The sequence below is a fragment of the Bacillus sp. FJAT-18017 genome (genome assembly GCF_001278805.1).
Classification (GTDB): Bacteria; Bacillota; Bacilli; order Bacillales; family Cytobacillaceae; genus Bacillus_D.
Map to the genome: position 1 here is coordinate 135,001 of NZ_CP012602.1, position 17,505 is coordinate 152,505.

The window sequence follows — 17,505 nt, forward strand, 5'->3', positions numbered from 1 at the left end:
GTTGGGGTTAGTGGCAAGTATCACTTCCTGAACCGTTTCATCCTGAAGCCTTTTAAGCAGGTCAGGTATATTGATATCTTCAGGGCCGATGCCATCCATAGGTGAAATTGCCCCGTGCAGCACATGGTAAAGACCATTAAATTCTTTCATCTTTTCCATTGCGATAACATCTCTGGGATCTTGCACCACACAGATCATGCTTTTATTTCGGCGCTCATCCTGGCAGATATAGCAAGGGTCCTGGTCAGTTATATGCCCACATACAGAACAATAGCTTAAGTTTCGTTTAGCATTTACCAGTGCTTTTGCAAAATCAAGAACAATTTCCTCTTTCATGCCAAGAACGAAAAACGCCAGACGAGCTGCCGTTTTCGGGCCGATCCCTGGCAACTTCATAAAACTATCAATCAGTTTTGATATAGGTTCAGGATAATGCATGTAAATTCCTCCTAGAACAAGCCGGGAAGGTTCATTCCTTTAGTAAATTGCCCCATTGTAGATTCAGATAGCTCTTCAGCCTTAGTTAAGGCATCGTTTACCGCAGCAAGGACCGTATCCTGCAACATTTCAACATCTTCTGGATCAACAGCTTCCGGATTAATTATTATGTCTACCACTTTCTTATGGCCAGTCACCACGACCGTAACCATACCCCCGCCAGCGGTTCCTTGAACTGTTTTTTCTCCGAGATCCTTCTGTGCTTCTTCCATTTGCTTCTGCATTTTTTGCATTTGCTTCATCATTCCTTGCATATTGCCCATGCCGCCCATACCTGGCATTCCTTTTCCACGTTTCATAATCATCTACCTCCAGTTTTAATCAATTATCTCAACGAGATCTCCACCAAACAATTTTTTGGCTTCATCAATCAAAGGATCTTCCTCTTTTCTTACCTCTTCTTCTCGGCCTGAATGCTGTCCAGCGAGGAAGCTTTCACGAATTTTCACCCATTGCTCTTCCGGTACACCCGCGAATGTAAAAGTTTTGCCAGTTGTTTCCCTCAGGCCATCGGTTACCGCCTCTGTGAACTTAGAATTTTCCATTGCCATTTGGCAATGAATTTCATGCTTGAATTTAATGACAAATGCAGTTTGGGAAGCAGCTACAGGTTCAGCTTCATTTAATAAAGCCGAATGAGATTTCATTAGCCGTTGGAGCATCTCCGCCCATTGGCTTTTAATCAAGTTAAGGTCAGCCTTTGTAGCATCTTTAAGTATTTCATTAATTTTCCCTGCTGGGGCTTGAAAACCCCTCCTTGACGTTCGCTGAGCCTGTTTTTGCACAGGGGTATTACTCTCATTAGTGGATGTAGCTATTCCATTTTTCCGAAGTTCCCTGACTTCCTCTTCAAGTTTATTGATTTTATTCAAAAGTGCTGATATGTCTTGACCTGCCGACTGGTTACTGCTAGTTGATCCTTGCGAGGAATCCAACTGACATAGTTTGACCGTTGCAACTTCAAGGAATATTCTCGGGTTGCTTGTCCACCGCATATCTTGCTGGGTCTTATTTAACAATCCTATCAAATCATAAATTTGCGATGCGGAGAATTTCTCGGAAAGCTCCTTAAAGCCATCATCCATCATGACCCGCTCAAGTGATTCCTCGAGAGTTGGTGCAGTTTTAAACAGAAGCATGTCCCTGAAAAATAATATAAAGTCTTCTATGAAACGGGAAGGGTCTTTCCCCATATACAACAGTTCATTTAGAGAATCAAGGCCTTTAACAACATCCTTTTCCACTATTGCTTCTGCCATCTGATATAAAAAGTTCTGGGAAACAGATCCTGTAACAGTCAAAGCATCTTCAATTGTAACGCGCTCGTGGCTGTAGGAGATAGCCTGATCTAAAAGGCTTAATGCATCCCGCATCCCGCCTTCAGCAGCCCTCGCGATGATTGGAAGGGCGGCTGGATCATAGGATGTTCCAGTTTCATCCGCAATCAATTGCATGCGGCCCACGATCGCCTTTGCAGTAATCCTTTTAAAATCAAACCGCTGGCACCGCGAAACAATCGTCAGCGGGATTTTATGCGGTTCAGTAGTTGCCAAAATAAACATAACATGGCGCGGCGGCTCCTCAAGTGTTTTAAGGAGAGCATTGAACGCCCCAGTTGAAAGCATATGCACCTCATCAATAATGTAAACCTTGTATCTTACAGAACTAGGCGCATATTTTACCTTATCACGTATATCTCGAATTTCGTCGACACCGTTATTTGAGGCGGCATCAATTTCAATAACATCTTGTATTGTACCGTTCGTTATTCCAAGGCATGCGCTGCATTCATTGCAAGGTTCCGTTACAGGTGCGCGTTCACAGTTGACCGCTTTTGCAAGTATTTTTGCCGCAGTGGTCTTCCCGGTCCCGCGCGGTCCCGAGAAAAGGTAAGCATGGGTTGTTTTTTCCTGAACCAGTGCATTCTGCAAGGTTTTGGTAATGTGTTCCTGGCCTACCACATCAATAAATTGCTGTGGACGCCAAACACGGTATAAAGCCTGATAAGACACTGGACTGCCCCCTTAATATGCTGCGGTCAAAATGAATCCTTTCTATTATACCGTATTCTTATGTAAAGTGTAACTAGATTAGCCGCAGTATAAACCAGACATTTTTAACAAGAAAAGCGCAAGCACCGCATTTTGTACTATGTTCTTTTGGATTAGCCTTCCTGGTATATTCTTCGCGCAATCCTTACTTTCTTATAATCCAGATATAAACAGGCTCGGAAAAAGAACTATCCAACCCTGCAATATCTATCATTACCTAAAACAAAAAACCCACCCCTAAAGGGATGGGCATTATTATCATGTTAAGCTGCCGTGCACCTTCCTTCGACTGCCATCCATAAGCGTTACTTAAGCAGTTAGCTCGGCCCAGGCAACCCTGCGGCACATAGGAGTGACCACTTAATGCTGCTTCCTTCCGGACCTGACATGGTTCATGGATTCCCATTGCGCAGGACCCGGACGTCAACACCACTTACTTAAGGCAGACCCTACAGAATAACAGCCTCAGGAAGGGATTCAACCCCGCTAGAGCGGATTGCGGGTACAGGGCACCGCTACCTCCCCGTCTAGCACGGCAAAGTGTGCGTCAAGATGACGCCTTTTTAGTATACATAATTTTAGTCGAAAATGCAATGACACATTAACTGTCAATTCCTGTCTGACTATCCAGGTCTTTTTGTATAGAAAGATTCTTTTCTGTTTTTTTCTTCTGGCGAATCATACGAAAAAAGCTAGAAAGTATCGAGCCACATTCCTCCTCGAGCACACCAGGCACAACAGTACACTGATGATTAAACCTGCTTTCATCAAGAAGGTTCATTAACGTTCCCGCACAGCCTCCCTTTGGATCAGCCGCGCCGTAAACAACTCGTTCAACCCTGGAAAGTACGATAGCACCTGCACACATTGCGCACGGCTCGAGAGTTACATATAACGTTGACTTCTCAAGTCTCCATGTGCCCAATTTCTCACAAGCCTTTTCTATTGCCAGTAATTCCGCATGAGCTGTTGACTTTTGGCAGGTTTCACGAAGATTGTGAGCCCTTGCAATAATCTCATCATCAACAACCAGAATTGCTCCAATCGGAACCTCCTCGAGTGCCTCAGCTTTCTCTGCTTCTTTTATAGCTTCTTTCATATAGAAAATATCCTGCAGGTTCTCCATCCAGACACATCCCATGTGAATATTGACTTTGCTTAGTATAACATGAATCTGCCTTTCCCTTCATACAATGGTCTTAGCGTTAATTTGTGCTAGGAGGGAAAAACATGCAGATTCATGTAGTGGAACAAGGACAGACATTGACCACCATTGCACGTACTTATGGAACAACAGTAAATGATATTGTTGAAGCAAATGATCTGCCGAATCCAAATAACCTTGTTATTGGCCAGGCCATGGTCATCCCTATAGTTGGCAGCTTTTATTTTGTCCGCTCAGGTGATACCCTTTCTTCAATTGCCCGCAGGTTTGGAACAACGTATCAGGAGCTTGCCCGTATTAATCGAATACCAGTAGACCGGCCGCTAAATATTGGTTTCCGGCTCTATATCCCGCCCCAGCCGAAGAGGGCTGGCGAATTTAATGCCTATGTTGAACCTAGAGGAACAGCAGTTGCACCTGCCCTTGAATCAGCAGCCAGACAAGCTGCACCTTTTTTGACATATCTGGCCCCTTTTAGTTTTCAAGCCCTACGGGATGGATCTTTAAAGGAACCTCTATTGAATAACTTTCCTGCTATTGCCCGGGCAAATAACAATGTTTTAATGATGGTCATTACCAATCAGGAAAACGATCAATTTAGTGATGAACTTGGAAGGATTCTTCTTAATGACATGGCTGTTCAGGATCGGTTTCTGAACAATATTGTTACAACCGCCAGAAGACTAGGTTTCCGGGATATACACTTTGATTTTGAATATCTCCGGCCTGCAGACAGAGAAGCTTATAATAACTTCCTTAGAAGAGCACGGGATCGCTTTAAGCAGGAAGGCTGGCTTATCTCAACAGCCCTCGCCCCAAAAACTAGTGCTGCCCAAAAAGGAAAGTGGTATGAAGCCCATGACTACAGGACTCATGGGGAAATCGTTGACTTTGTTGTCATTATGACCTATGAGTGGGGCTATAGCGGCGGACCAGCTCAGGCTGTATCCCCAATCGGTCCAGTTCGTGAAGTGCTCGAATATGCGCTTACTGAAATGCCTGGTTCCAAAATCATGATGGGGCAAAACTTATATGGTTATGACTGGACTCTTCCATTTGTCCAAGGTTCGATAGCCCGTGCAGTTAGCCCGCAGCAAGCAATTCAAATTGCCGCTCGCAACAATGTCAGTATCCAGTATGATACAAGAGCCCAAGCTCCATTCTTCAGATACACAGCGGAAGAAAGGAACCACGAAGTTTGGTTTGAGGACGCCCGATCAATCCAGGCTAAGTTCGACCTTATCAAAGAGCTGAACCTGCGAGGAATGAGCTATTGGAAGCTTGGTCTTGCTTTTCCGCAAAACTGGCTGTTGATAACCGAGAATTTCAATGTAACAAAAAGGGCTACATAAATACCCTGCCCGCCTAATTCTCTCTACTCATACCATTAAAATAAATGCGCCAGAAGGCCCTGAAATTAAAAGCTTGCGGGTTGTCTAAGCAGACAACCTGCTTTTTTTCAAAATAAAAAGAATTTCTTTTTTAAAACCCTTTATTTTCAAGGCTTTATAACTAAAACATCTACTCCCTTAAATATTCCATATCCTCTCTGGCATAGAATATGGTAAAATACACTTTGTCGACTCGACATATTTCTACTTAAAACTTGTTTTTTCTGCTTATACATACATCACACTAGACAAGCAGGCGTGGAGAAGGAGGACTTGAAATGGGGGAAGTACCCTTTATTACAGTTGAAGGGCCGATTGGAGTGGGGAAAACATCTCTTGCTAAAGCAATTGCCGACCATTATCAATTTGCTTTATTAAAGGAGATTGTTGACGAGAATCCTTTTTTGGGAAAATTCTACGAAAACATTGAAGAGTGGAGCTTTCAAACCGAAATGTTCTTCCTGTGCAACCGGTTTAAGCAACTAGGGGACATCAATACCCATTTCCTCGAAAAAAGTGAGCCTGTTGTTGCAGATTACCATATTATTAAAAACCTGATTTTTGCCCAAAGAACCTTGAGCAACGAAGAGTATAAAAAATACTTTAAAATTTATCAGATTCTAACTGAGGACATGCCAAAACCGAATGTAGTCATCTATCTGAATGCAAGTCTGGATACCCTGCTTTCACGGATTGAAATGCGGGGCCGCGAAGTTGAGAAAAACATCAGCCCCTTGTATCTTGAACAGCTGTCCCTTGATTATGAAGATGCTATGACTGCCTTTGAAGAGCAGCACCCTGAGATACCAGTACTTCGCTTTAATGGCGACGAAATGGATTTTGTTAAAAATGAACAGGATTTGGACAAGATTTTGGGTGATCTCTCATTATCATTGGAAAAAAGCAGCTGGACCAATACATTATAAGGATGGGGAAATAGTTTGAGTATCGTAATTGGCGGTATGATTGGCCTTGGTAAGACAAGTGTGGCAGATTTACTGAATGACTACTTTCAAAGCAAAGGAATCGACAGCAAGGTTTTCTATGAAACCGTTGATGATAATCCGATTCTGCCGCTTTATTATGAACTAACACCAGAAGAGCTTGATGCAAAAAGAATTCCATTTCTCTTACAGTTGTTCTTTCTGAATAAACGCTTTAAAACAGTAAAAGAATGTGTAAACTGGCATGAGCCGATTTATACGATTCAGGACAGGTCCATATACGAGGATTGGTATTTTGCTTATGTAAATAAAAAACTCGGACGGATCTCTGAACTTGAATTTAAGATTTATGAGGATCTTGTAGATAATATGATGGAAGAGTTAAAGGAGCTGCCTAAAAAAGCACCTGAGCTCATGGTATATTTAAGAGGGTCCTTTGATACGGTTATTGACCGAATCATGTCCCGGGGCAGAAGCTTTGAAATTAATCCGGAACTAAAGGAATATTATTTCGAAGTATGGAAGGATTACGATGAGTGGGTTATTAACCACTACGATGCAAGTGAAGTCCTTATCATTGATATGGATGTAACAGACGTCGTCAATAACCCGGAAGATGCAGTACGTGTCTGCAAGTTGGTTGACAATAAATTGAATGAAATCCTTTTTACTAAAACGCATACCGGCTGAATGCCAGTATGCGTTTCCTATTTAACGACTTAGAGGGCCCCGTAGAGCCCTAATCTTCCTAAAGCAAAAAAATCCGCCGCATGGCTTCCCATACGGCGGATTTAATCTCCAGTTTTATGCGCGTTACATTTCTTTATGAAAAGAATGGCGGAGGAAGAGGGATTCGAACCCCCGCGCGGTTTAACCCGCCTGTCGGTTTTCAAGACCGATCCCTTCAGCCGGACTTGGGTATTCCTCCGTATTGACAATGGATATCTTACTATAAGAAGAAACCCACTGTCAACAAAAAAACTGTTGTTTATATTTTTGGAAAATTCGCCTTTACATTATAAGGAAGAGGCGGTTTTCTCCCCTTCACTCAACCACTATAATTTGCGACTTCTAAATGGCTAGCCTTGACTAACAGATTACCTTATTTCGCTTCGCCCGCCCATATATGGCCTTAAAACTTCAGGGATAACAACTGAACCATCTTCCTGTTGGTAATTTTCAAGGATTGCCGCGACGGTACGGCCAACCGCAAGACCTGAACCGTTGAGTGTATGGACATGTTCAGGCTTTGCACCTGGCTCGCGGCGGAAACGAATATTAGCCCTGCGCGCCTGGAATGCTTCAAAGTTACTGCAAGAAGAAATTTCACGATATGTCCCATAGCTTGGAATCCAGACTTCGATGTCGTACTTTTTCGCAGCAGTGAATCCAAGGTCACCGGTACACATGCTAAGAACACGATATGGAAGTCCTAATAATTGAAGAACCTTTTCAGCATCAGCGGTCAGTTTCTCAAGCTCATCATAAGAGTCTTCGGGCTTAACAAATTTAACTAACTCTACTTTATTGAATTGGTGCTGCCTAATCAGCCCCCGTGTATCCCTACCAGCAGATCCTGCCTCGGAACGGAAACAAGCACTGAATGCTGCATAGCGGACAGGCAGCTGTTCTCCACTTAGGATTTCATCCCTATGCAGATTCGTTACTGGGACCTCCGCAGTTGGGATAAGGAAGTAGTCTTCACTCTCAATCCTGAAAGCATCCTCCTCAAACTTCGGAAGCTGTCCTGTCCCAGTCATGCTTGCTCTATTTACCATATAAGGAGGCAGCACTTCCAAATAGCCATGCTCATCCACATGAAGGTCAAGCATGAAATTCATTAAGGCTCGCTCTAAACGGGCTCCAAGTCCTTTATAAAAGACAAACCTGCTTCCAGCCACTTTGGTTGCACGCTCAAAATCAAGGATTTGGAGGCCATCAGCTATATCCCAATGGGGTTTTGCTTCAAAATTGAAATCACGGACATCCCCCCACTTCCTGATTTCAACATTCTCATCCTCGGTATCGCCAACCGGCACACTCTCATGAGGAAGATTGGGAATGCTCAACATTAACTGGTCAAGTTCCTCCTCAACCCCGCGAAGTTCATGATCAAGCTCCTTAATTCTGTCACCGACTTCACGCATCTCGGCAATCAGCTGGTCTGCATCCTTTTTTTCTCGCTTTAATACAGCAACCTGCTGGGATACCTCGTTCCGCTTGCTCTTAAGCTGTTCAGCTTCGACTATCAGGTCCCTTCTCTTCCTGTCCAAGTCTTCAAACTTCCCCAGGTCGGTAAGATCCTCCCCCCGGTGTTCAAGCTTTTTCTTTACTCCTTCAAAATCTGCCCGTAATACTTTGATATCAAGCATTCTTAACATCCTCCTTTTAACGATATTTTCATGAGGCCAGGCGCTTTTGAACGCAAAAAACTCCCGTCCCCAAACAGGGACGGGAGTTAACCCGCGTTGCCACCCTGGTTGGCAGCACAAGCTGCCCACCTCAATTACATAACGGTTTGACCCGAAAGCACTTACTTGCCTTTTCAGCTTTCCATGCTTTGCTCAAGGATGGATTCGCAGGCTCCGCACACCGGTTTCCACCAGCCACCGGCTCTCTTTGGAGCAGAACTCCCGCTACTTTTTCCTCTCATCGCTTTTTCATATGTTTAAATTTGTACTTTATAATCTACTACAATTTTCGCCTGTTTGCAAATGAATTATACACTTTTCATTTATCGGTTACTATATCGATAAGATAGGCGTAATCCTTTTACCCTCCATTATTTGAAGATAGGATGACATCCATGGACTGCCGTTCTGGCAGTACGATTAGAAATAATCACTTTTAATAACTATCGTTTTAAAAAAGGCCCCTGTCAATTCAGGAGCCTTGTAAGATCATGCATATTAAAATAGCCCTTTGATACCTGATACGATGCTTCCCCATAGGTCTCCAAAGAAGCCGCCAATTCCGCGCATCATTAGAACAAACCAATTGGCTTTCTCAACGTTCTCTGCTGCAACGACTGGAGTCCGAATGCTGTTCTGACCGTTTTCGGTCAAGTATGATTCTTTTGCATCATCTTTAGCCTTAACAGTCATGTAGCCAACAACGTCTCCCTTTTTAATTGGAGCAGTCAATTCCCCATCCTTGTTTAACTTCTTTTTATCCAGTACAAGAACTGGCTTGTAATTATCTTGTTCACCATTTTTGATCATAGCAGAAACAGGTTCTTTAGTCTGAATCTTTACGCTATCCTCTTTCCCCTTTGTAATTTCGAGGGACTTTTGTCCCTTTAAGGAGAAATTTGCAGGAAGGATTTCTGTTTTTGTGTAATTGGCAAATCCGTAATCAAACATTTTCCTTGTTTCATCGAAACGAGCCTTATAATCACCTTTGCCATTGGCTCCCTTTGCGTCCATGACCACGGTAATGAAACGTTTACCGTCTCTCATAGCTGTTCCTGTAAAGCTGTATCCTGCAAAGTCGGTTGTTCCAGTTTTCAGACCGTCTACGCCAGGATATTTATACACTAGTTCTGGAAGCATCCAGTTCCAGTTTTCCATTTTGATTGCATCTTCAGTGCCTTCCCTGAATGTCTTTCTCGGGATACTTGTTGTCTCCAGCACTTCTGGATAGTCCTTCAATAAACGGTAGGCAAGCTGTGCAGTTGAACGGGCTGACATAACATTCTCATCTTCTGCGCCTGTCCCAGCCGGATGATTACCCTTGTAATCACGATTGTTGAGTCCGGTTGAATTAACAAACTTATAATCTTTAAGACCAAGTTCCTTAGCCTTATCATTCATCATTTTAACGAAATTGGATTCTGAGCCAGCAATGGCTTCTGCAATCATTATTGTGGCGCCATTTGCAGAGTAAATCGTCATTGCCTCATAAAGTTCCTTAATGTTATATGTCCCGTCTGCCCTTAGTGGTACATTGGAAAGACTCCTATCATGGGAAATGGCATGAACAACGTTGCTGACCGATTGCTTCTGATCCCATTTCACCTTTCCTTCCTTAATTGCTTCAAGAAGCAGATATTCTGTCATCATTTTCGTCATACTCGCAATGCCGAGAACACTATTGGCATTTTGTTCATATAAGACTTTTCCCGAATCTGCATCTACAAGAATTGCAGCCGCTGCCTTAATATCAAGTGAGCCCTCTTCTGCAGCTTGTGCCGGTACCGGTACTGTGACAATTCCTGCAAGCATGGCAACCGCAAGCACAATCGCTATGTACTTCTGATAAACCTTTTTCTTCACTGTTACGCCCTCCAACATCTTTTTACATTTTTTTATCTTACCATACTTACAAAGGGATTGATAGACGGAGGTAAGCCCTATCTTCCTGCCAAGATTTACAAAAACCTTAGTCATTCCTTAGCTAAAAACAGAAAAAGGCAGGGAATTTTCTTCCCTGCCTCCGCCTTTATTTTGAATAGTTTGGAGACTCTTTGGTAATTTGCACATCGTGGGGATGGCTCTCGCGAAGCCCGGCCCCAGTCATGCGAATAAACTGGGAGTTTTCACGAAGATCCCTCAAGCTTGCTGCGCCACAATATCCCATTCCTGCGCGTAAACCGCCCGCAAGCTGAAAGATTGTGTCAGTAACCGGTCCTTTGTAAGGAAGTCTGCCTTCAATGCCTTCCGGTACGAATTTTTTAGCATCCTCTTGGAAGTAACGGTCCTTTGACCCTTTTTCCATAGCTCCCTCAGAACCCATTCCCCGGTAAACTTTATAGCGTCGGCCCTCAAATATCTCTGTTTCTCCTGGGCTTTCAGAGACACCTGCTAGCAGGCTTCCAAGCATGACTGCATGTCCACCAGCGGCGAGCGCCTTAACCACGTCTCCAGAATATTTAATGCCGCCATCAGCAATTATAGCCTTACCATGTTTACGGGCTTCTGTTGCGCAGTCATAAATAGCTGTAATTTGCGGTACACCAACCCCGGCTACAATTCTCGTTGTACAAATTGATCCGGGTCCTATTCCAACCTTCACAACATCAGCACCTGCTTCTATTAGCTCACGGGTTGCTTCAGCAGTAGCTACATTTCCAGCAATAATTGCCAGGTTAGGGTACGCGTTACGGATCTCGCGTACTGTATCAAGGACTCCTTTTGAATGGCCATGGGCTGTGTCAATCACTATCACATCAACCCAGGACTTTACAAGTGCTTCAACCCGCTTCATTGTATCGCCCGTTACACCGACCGCAGCGCCAGCCAAAAGCCTGCCACTCTTATCCTTGGATGAATTCGGAAATTCAATTACCTTTTCAATATCTTTGATTGTAATTAAGCCTTTGAGAATTCCGTTATCATCAACAAGCGGCAGCTTTTCAATTTTATGTTGCTGCAGAATCTTTTCTGCTTCCTTTAACGTTGTTCCAACTGGGGCAGTAATCAAGTTTTCTTTCGTCATGACATCAGAAATTTTAAAAGAATAATCCTCATCCTGAATAAAACGAAGGTCACGGTTTGTTAAAATGCCTACAAGCTTCAGTTCTTCTTCATTGTTTACAATTGGAACGCCTGAAATCCGGTATTTACCCATTAAATGCTCTGCATCATAGACTTGATGCTCTGGAGTAAGGAAGAACGGATCGGAGATAACGCCTGATTCAGAACGCTTTACTTTATCAACCTGTTCAGCCTGCTGCTCAATGGTCATATTCTTATGGATAATACCTAGACCGCCCTGTCTTGCCATAGCAATCGCCATTTCCGCTTCTGTAACAGTATCCATCCCGGCAGATATTATTGGCAAATTTAGTTTAATATTCGCACATAATTCTGTTTGGAGGCTGACTTCCTTAGGCAGCACTTCAGACTTCGCAGGTATTAGCAATACATCATCAAATGTTAACCCTTCTTTAACAAACTTGTTTTCCCACATATTTGTCCCTCCAAACTGAAAATATTATTAGTACTTTAACAATTGGGCAATATACTGTCAAGGTTATAATCAGTAGTCTGACTATTCAATCAGATTGTCGTTTTAACCTAATACTCCTAATATAAAGGAGGTTTGCCATGTGTGGCGCAGCTATAGAGGTTGGGATAGCTTTTCATTTTTTCTTTCCGCGGACTATGCCCAATCCTACTTGCAAGAACGCTATGAAAAGCTAGGGTGTAACTCCCCTGACCATAGAAGTTTCGAAAATAGCTACTCATTTATCTATTATCTTGAGCATGGGAGCATTTACTATTCACAGGCCTCCCAGGCACCTATTGTATTGCAGCCTATACTGCTTTTTTATGGGCTCGTTCACTTGGTAAAAGCATGTATTCTAACTGTAGATCCAGCTTATCCTGAAACAACCGCTGTCCTTGCCCACGGTGTTTCAACCCGCAAACGAAAAAAACAACAATATCAGTTTTTTGAGGACGAAGTGAAATTTCAAAAAAACGGCCTTTTCCCGCACTTATCCGACAAATTGTTCCACATGAAACAGATTGAGGGAGACAAAATGTCAATGGAAGAATTGCTTCGTCTCATTCCAGAAATGGACAGCCTTTTTTGGCCACTCGAAGGACAGGCTAACTTCTTTTCCTTTCATGAACAGGATGGCTATTATTTTGTCCCTGAAAAGACATTGGATATATACCATATGGCAGAGGGCAGATTTAACGAATTTTTCACTGCACAAGCCGGGATTCAGTTAGGAGCGATGAAGGAAGGTTTTGCAAGGCTTGAGTCACCTCCTTCTCCCTATTCACTTAACCAGCCTACCTTATTGAAATATCATTTTCTTGATAAAAGATTTGTCATGCCTTATAAGAAGGGCCAACATTCCCTAATTCCAGAACTGATGGCCCATTACCTGCTTTTATACAATTTAAGTATGATTGCCCGTTATGAGACAGAGTGGTGGGGAGAGGCTGTCAAAATGATGCCAAATCGGGACTTTCCGTTCATAAAATCCTTTTTGGAAATCACCCGCAAAAAAAGCCCCTTCCTGATTTATTGTTATTTAACAAAAGGCCTAAAGGGCAGGGGTGACATTTAGTGCTCTTGCCCCGATGTCTCTTCGATAAAATATTCCAGGGGAATTGATTTTCTGTATATCCTTATAGACCTTTTGTTGGGCTTCTGCCAGGGTTGGTGCTTTGGTGCAGGCAAGATAAACACGGCCACCATCTACATAAAACCGGCCTAACTCATCCTTTTTTGTCCCTGCATGAAAAATAGTTATTTCAGGGGAAACTGCATCGAGTCCTTCGATAATTGCTCCCTTTTCCGCCTTCTCGGGATAGCCTTTTGCAGCAGCGACTACACCAATTGAAAAGGATTGATCCCAGGTTAATTCAGGAGCTTTGCCATCGAGGACCTGAAGGATTGCCTCAGCAAAATCTGTCTTTAAGCGCGGCAGGACGACCTGTGTTTCAGGATCGCCAAACCTAGCATTGAATTCAATTACTTTAGGTCCCTGTTTTGTTAAAATAAGCCCGGCATACAAAATCCCACAGAAGCTTCTTCTTTCCTTTACAAGTGCCCTTGCTGCAGGAATCAGGATTGTTTCGATTGAAGTTTCGATTGCACTTTGAGGAATGTGCGGAACAGGAGAATAAGCTCCCATTCCGCCTGTATTTGGACCCTGATCGCCATCGTATGCTCTTTTATGATCCTGGGCAATTTCGAGCGGAACGACTACCTCACCGTTAACAAAAGCCATTAATGAAATTTCTTCGCCTTCAAGGAATTCTTCAATAACAACAGAAGAGGATGCTTCCCCAAACTTCTGTCCAATAAGCATTTCTTCAATAGCCATTATTGCCTCTTCTTGCGTAAGGGCAACCGTAACGCCTTTGCCGGCAGCAAGGCCATCGGCTTTTATGACAATCGGTGCCCCCTTTTCTTCAATGTAGGCTTTAGCTTCTTTAAAGGAATGAAAGACTTGATAGTCTGCAGTCGGGATATGATAATTTTTCATTAATGACTTTGCATAGGCTTTGCTCCCTTCAATCAGAGCCGCCCTGCTTCCTGGCCCAAAAACAGGCAATCCAGCCTCCCGAAATCTGTCTGCAAGACCTGAAAATAGAGGAATCTCTGGACCTATAACCGTAAGACCAATGCCTTTTTCCCTGGCAAAGGACGTCAATTTTTCAGTATCAGTTTCCTCAATGGGGACCAGGATAGCTACATCGGTCATTCCGGCATTCCCTGGTGCCACAAATACATTTTCCACTAAAGAACTTTCACTAAGTTTTTGGCAGATGGCATGCTCTCGGCCACCCCTTCCGATTACTAAAACATCCATGTGACTCTAGCCTCCTTAGTGTTTGAAGTGGCGCACCCCTGTGAAGACCATTGCAATTCCATATTGGTCCGCCTTTTTAATAGAATCTTCATCCCGGATTGATCCTCCTGGCTGGATGATTGCTGTTATCCCTGCCTGGGCAGCTGCTTCCACAGTATCATCCATAGGGAAGAATGCATCAGACGCCATTGCAGCCCCGTCCGCTTTAACTCCAGCTTGTTCGAGTGCTATCCTTGCAGATCCAACCCGATTCATTTGCCCGGCGCCAATACCGAGGGTTTGTGCATCATTTGTAACCACAATTGCATTCGACTTTACGTGTTTGACAACTTTCCAGCCCAGCTTCAAAGCCTTCCATTCTTCCTCCGTCGGCTGGCGCTCCGTCGGAACTGTAATAGCGGCGTCTTCTAAAGTGAATGCATCCTGATCCTGAACGAGCAGGCCGCCTTCGATCGAGACAAGACTCCTTTCGGCCTTTTTCCCAACACCATCCTGTATTTTGAGTAGACGTAGATTTTTCTTTTTCTGCAATATCTCAAGTGCTTCCTCCGAGAAGGAAGGCGCAATAATGATTTCGAGGAAGATTTCATGAAGCCTTTCTGCTGTTTCCTTTTCCACTTCTCTATTGAAAGCCACAATACCACCAAAAATAGAGACAGGATCCGCTTCATATGCTTTTTCATAAGCGGCTAGGACTGTTTCACCAGTACCAACACCACAAGGATTCATATGCTTAACAGCAACAGCAGCAGGCTCGGGAAACTCCTTTACAATCTGAAGTGCAGCATTTGCATCGTTAATATTGTTATAGGATAGTTCCTTCCCATGCAACTGCTCCGCGCTTGCAATTGAAAAGCCTGAACCAAGCGGGCTCTTATAAAAAGCTGCCTTTTGGTGAGGATTCTCACCATAGCGAAGCGGGTTTTTCAATTCATATGTAACTGTCAGACTTTCAGGCTGTTCCTCTCCAGCCAACTCTGTCAAGTAGGAGGCAATTAGAGCATCGTATGCAGCTGTATGGCGAAATACCTTTGCTGCAAGCCTGCGCCTAGTTTCCTTTGTGGTCTTTCCATAGTCCTTAAGCTCGCCGAGTACAACTTTGTAATCTTCCGGGTCCGTTACAACGGTCACATACTGATGATTTTTCGCGGCTGCCCTAAGCATTGATGGGCCTCCGATATCAATATTTTCAATTGCATCCTCAACAGTGGCATCAGACTTTGAAATGGTCTCCTTAAACGGATATAAATTTACACATACGATTTTGATTGGTTCGATCCCATGTTCTTGAAGTTGTTCGCAGTGACTTGGCTCATCCATCTTTGCCAAAAGTCCGCCATGGATTTTCGGATTGAGCGTTTTTACACGGCCTTCAAGAATTTCCGGAAATTCAGTTACATCGCTGACGCCAATGACAGGGATGCCGGCCTCCTTAATAGCCTTTTTTGTTCCGCCTGTTGAGACAATTTCGTAGCCGAGCCCAGCCAGCCCCCTGGCGAAATCTGTTATTCCTCTTTTATTAGATACACTAATCAGTGCCCGTTTTTTTGCCATAATGCCGTCCTCCCTGGGTAGTAACTAATATTTGGAGTACCATTGGATAAAGCCTGTGCTCAACTTTTTGTATTTTGGCCTGCAGGCTTTCGGGTGTTTCACCTGCCACTATCGGGACCTCAATTTGTTCGATTATAGGTCCGGTATCCATTCCTTCATCAACGAAATGGACTGTGACACCCGTTTTGCTTGCCCCGTCGGCCAATGCCTGGCCTACCGCATCCTTTCCCTGGTATTGTGGAAGCAGGGAAGGATGAATATTGATAATCCGGCCTTCATACGAAGAAAGAAGAACAGGACCAATTAACCTCATATAGCCTGCGAGGGCGATCCATTCAATTTGTGAATCTGCCAGTTTTTTTGCAAGAATCGCCTCGTACTCTTTTTTACTAGAAAACTCTCTCGGTGAAAAAACAAACGTTTCGACTCCCGCTTGCCTTGCGCGTTCAATTACAAATGCTCCTGGCCGGTCACAAACGAGTAATGTGACTTTTGCATTTAAAAGGCTGCTATGGGAAGCTTCGAGAATAGCCTGAAAGTTGCTGCCATTCCCCGAGGCAAACACCGCAATATTAATCATGATAGTCGTATCCCTTCTTGACTCGTCACAGTTCCAATAACTGAAGCGCGCTCCCCATAAGCTTCAAAGTGGCGGATTAGCCCCTCAGCTTGCTCTTTTCCAATGGCAACAACCATGCCAATGCCCATGTTAAATACATGATACATTTCATCTCTTTTTATATCTCCCAATTGTTCAAGCAGCGTAAAGATTTTTGGAACTTCCCAGCTTCCTTCGGTAATACTTGCACCTAGACTAACAGGTAGCATTCTTGGAATATTTTCATAGAATCCCCCGCCGGTGATATGGGACATCCCTTTTATCGAAAAGCCTTTTAAGGCGGATAAAATTGGTTTTACATATATTTTTGTAGGCTTTAGTAATTCATCGCCAAGCTTGCAGCCAAGATCTTCAATGTAGTCATGTACATTCAAGCCTGCTTTTTCAAAAAATATCTTTCTTGCCAGCGAAAATCCATTGCTGTGCAGACCGCTTGACGCAATGCCCACTAGGACATCACCAGGGCGGATTTGATCCCCTGTAATAATCTCTGATTTCTCACAGGCACCAACTGCAAAGCCAGCTAAATCATACTCATCAGAATCATACATGCCAGGCATTTCAGCTGTCTCCCCGCCAATCAGGGCACAGCCTGCCATTTCACATCCATCAGCAACTCCCTTTACGATTGCTTCAATCCGATGAGGTTCTGCCTTACCGCAGCCGATATAGTCTAGAAAATAGAGGGGCTCTGCCCCCTGAACAACAATGTCGTTTACACACATGGCGACAGCATCAATGCCGATTGTTTTATGCTGATTCATCATGAAGGCAAGCATCAGCTTTGTCCCGACTCCATCAGTGCCGGAAACCAGCACTGGTTCCTTCATATTGAGAGATGAGAGATCAAACATTGCCCCGAACCCGCCAAGGCCTCCCATCACGCCTGGCCGTACCGTCTTCTTTACGTGGCGCTTCATTCTATCAACCGCCTCATAGCCTGCCTCAATATTGACACCTGCATCTTTATAAGCTTTTGACATAGCGGCCTCCATTTTTGACATGGGG

General features: G+C 43.8%; 15 protein-coding genes, 1 tRNA gene, 1 other RNA gene and 1 other annotated feature (1 of these 18 only partly in view). Of the genes, 4 read left to right on the forward strand and 13 right to left on the reverse strand.

Annotated elements, in window-relative coordinates:
* The 5 genes from recR to tadA all read right to left on the reverse strand — a co-directional run.
* Positions 1-438 carry the 5' portion of a recombination mediator RecR gene (gene recR / locus AM500_RS00750; protein ID WP_043929626.1) on the reverse strand. It extends 159 nt beyond the left edge of the window, so only the first 438 of its 597 coding nucleotides appear in the window; its start codon is at positions 436-438; its stop codon lies off the left edge, out of view.
* Positions 439-449: 11 nt separating this feature from the next.
* On the reverse strand, positions 450-770 hold the full coding sequence (locus AM500_RS00755; protein WP_053601580.1) for a YbaB/EbfC family nucleoid-associated protein: 321 nt from the start codon (positions 768-770) through the stop codon (positions 450-452).
* Between the two features lie 45 nt (positions 771-815).
* Entirely contained in the window at positions 816-2,510 is a 1,695-nt protein-coding gene (gene dnaX, locus AM500_RS00760; protein ID WP_053597500.1) for a DNA polymerase III subunit gamma/tau, read from the reverse strand.
* 310 nt (positions 2,511-2,820) lie between these two features.
* An RNA gene (ffs, locus tag AM500_RS24760) (signal recognition particle sRNA large type) lies at positions 2,821-3,085 on the reverse strand.
* Positions 3,086-3,150: 65 nt separating this feature from the next.
* A complete protein-coding gene (gene tadA, locus AM500_RS00765) occupies positions 3,151-3,675 on the reverse strand; it encodes a tRNA adenosine(34) deaminase TadA (protein ID WP_053597501.1) in 525 nt (174 codons plus the stop codon).
* A gap of 104 nt (positions 3,676-3,779) precedes the next feature.
* Between tadA and AM500_RS00770 the strand changes: the two genes are divergently transcribed.
* The 3 genes from AM500_RS00770 to AM500_RS00780 all read left to right on the forward strand — a co-directional run bounded on the left by AM500_RS00770 (position 3,780) and on the right by AM500_RS00780 (position 6,739).
* Positions 3,780-5,066 carry a glycoside hydrolase family 18 protein gene (locus AM500_RS00770; protein WP_053597502.1) on the forward strand — a complete coding sequence of 429 codons (1,287 nt, stop codon included), beginning with the start codon at positions 3,780-3,782 and terminating at the stop codon, positions 5,064-5,066.
* Between the two features lie 317 nt (positions 5,067-5,383).
* On the forward strand, positions 5,384-6,031 hold the full coding sequence (locus AM500_RS00775) for a deoxynucleoside kinase (protein WP_053597503.1): 648 nt from the start codon (positions 5,384-5,386) through the stop codon (positions 6,029-6,031).
* Between the two features lie 15 nt (positions 6,032-6,046).
* Positions 6,047-6,739 carry a deoxynucleoside kinase gene (locus tag AM500_RS00780; protein ID WP_053597504.1) on the forward strand — a complete coding sequence of 231 codons (693 nt, stop codon included), beginning with the start codon at positions 6,047-6,049 and terminating at the stop codon, positions 6,737-6,739.
* Between the two features lie 145 nt (positions 6,740-6,884).
* Here AM500_RS00780 and AM500_RS00785 read toward each other — a convergent pair.
* The 4 genes from AM500_RS00785 to guaB form a co-directional block, all read right to left on the reverse strand.
* Positions 6,885-6,977 (reverse strand) — tRNA-Ser (locus AM500_RS00785).
* Positions 6,978-7,146: 169 nt separating this feature from the next.
* Positions 7,147-8,421, reverse strand: coding sequence for a serine--tRNA ligase (serS, locus tag AM500_RS00790; RefSeq protein ID WP_053597505.1), 1,275 nt, complete (start codon positions 8,419-8,421; stop codon positions 7,147-7,149).
* Positions 8,422-8,493: 72 nt separating this feature from the next.
* Positions 8,494-8,711, reverse strand: a binding site (T-box leader).
* A 247-nt stretch (positions 8,712-8,958) separates the two neighbouring features.
* The gene (locus AM500_RS00795; protein WP_231688147.1) at positions 8,959-10,272 is read right to left on the reverse strand and encodes a serine hydrolase; all 1,314 of its coding nucleotides are present in this window, start codon (positions 10,270-10,272) and stop codon (positions 8,959-8,961) included.
* Positions 10,273-10,489: 217 nt separating this feature from the next.
* Entirely contained in the window at positions 10,490-11,959 is a 1,470-nt protein-coding gene (gene guaB, locus AM500_RS00800) for an IMP dehydrogenase (RefSeq protein ID WP_053597507.1), read from the reverse strand.
* Between the two features lie 139 nt (positions 11,960-12,098).
* On the opposite strand from guaB, the gene AM500_RS00805 reads away from it, so the two are divergent.
* Positions 12,099-13,073, forward strand: coding sequence for a YaaC family protein (locus AM500_RS00805; RefSeq protein WP_053597508.1), 975 nt, complete (start codon positions 12,099-12,101; stop codon positions 13,071-13,073).
* On the opposite strand, the gene purD is transcribed toward AM500_RS00805, so the two are convergent.
* From purD to purM, 4 genes are read right to left on the reverse strand one after another with little or no spacing between them, the layout of a single operon-like run.
* On the reverse strand, positions 13,050-14,324 hold the full coding sequence (gene purD, locus AM500_RS00810; protein WP_053597509.1) for a phosphoribosylamine--glycine ligase: 1,275 nt from the start codon (positions 14,322-14,324) through the stop codon (positions 13,050-13,052). The genes AM500_RS00805 and purD overlap by 24 nt on opposite strands.
* Before the next feature lie 15 nt (positions 14,325-14,339).
* A complete protein-coding gene (purH, locus tag AM500_RS00815; RefSeq protein ID WP_053597510.1) occupies positions 14,340-15,878 on the reverse strand; it encodes a bifunctional phosphoribosylaminoimidazolecarboxamide formyltransferase/IMP cyclohydrolase in 1,539 nt (512 codons plus the stop codon).
* Positions 15,853-16,458, reverse strand: a complete 606-nt coding sequence (purN, locus tag AM500_RS00820) for a phosphoribosylglycinamide formyltransferase (protein ID WP_053597511.1) — start codon at positions 16,456-16,458, stop codon at positions 15,853-15,855. The genes purH and purN overlap by 26 nt, the downstream gene beginning before the upstream one ends.
* Positions 16,455-17,480: a phosphoribosylformylglycinamidine cyclo-ligase gene (purM, locus tag AM500_RS00825; protein ID WP_053597512.1), complete on the reverse strand. Its 1,026-nt coding sequence runs from the start codon at positions 17,478-17,480 to the stop codon at positions 16,455-16,457. Before purM ends, purN begins: the two co-directional genes overlap by 4 nt.
* Positions 17,481-17,505: the final 25 nt, after the last annotated feature.

What these genes read in the sequence shown, in the direction of transcription:
- purM (WP_053597512.1), bottom strand. Translation starts at nt 17,480, where the DNA reads ATGTCAAAAGCTTATAAAGATGCAGGTGTCAATATTGAGGCAGGCTAT.
- tadA (WP_053597501.1), bottom strand. Translation starts at nt 3,675, where the DNA reads ATGGAGAACCTGCAGGATATTTTCTATATGAAAGAAGCTATAAAAGAA.
- purN (WP_053597511.1), bottom strand. Translation starts at nt 16,458, where the DNA reads ATGATTAATATTGCGGTGTTTGCCTCGGGGAATGGCAGCAACTTTCAG.
- AM500_RS00770 (WP_053597502.1), top strand. Translation starts at nt 3,780, where the DNA reads ATGCAGATTCATGTAGTGGAACAAGGACAGACATTGACCACCATTGCA.
- AM500_RS00795 (WP_231688147.1), bottom strand. Translation starts at nt 10,272, where the DNA reads ATGCTTGCAGGAATTGTCACAGTACCGGTACCGGCACAAGCTGCAGAA.
- guaB (WP_053597507.1), bottom strand. Translation starts at nt 11,959, where the DNA reads ATGTGGGAAAACAAGTTTGTTAAAGAAGGGTTAACATTTGATGATGTA.
- AM500_RS00755 (WP_053601580.1), bottom strand. Translation starts at nt 770, where the DNA reads ATGGGCGGCATGGGCAATATGCAAGGAATGATGAAGCAAATGCAAAAA.
- purD (WP_053597509.1), bottom strand. Translation starts at nt 14,324, where the DNA reads ATGGATGTTTTAGTAATCGGAAGGGGTGGCCGAGAGCATGCCATCTGC.
- AM500_RS00775 (WP_053597503.1), top strand. Translation starts at nt 5,384, where the DNA reads ATGGGGGAAGTACCCTTTATTACAGTTGAAGGGCCGATTGGAGTGGGG.
- serS (WP_053597505.1), bottom strand. Translation starts at nt 8,421, where the DNA reads ATGCTTGATATCAAAGTATTACGGGCAGATTTTGAAGGAGTAAAGAAA.
- purH (WP_053597510.1), bottom strand. Translation starts at nt 15,878, where the DNA reads ATGGCAAAAAAACGGGCACTGATTAGTGTATCTAATAAAAGAGGAATA.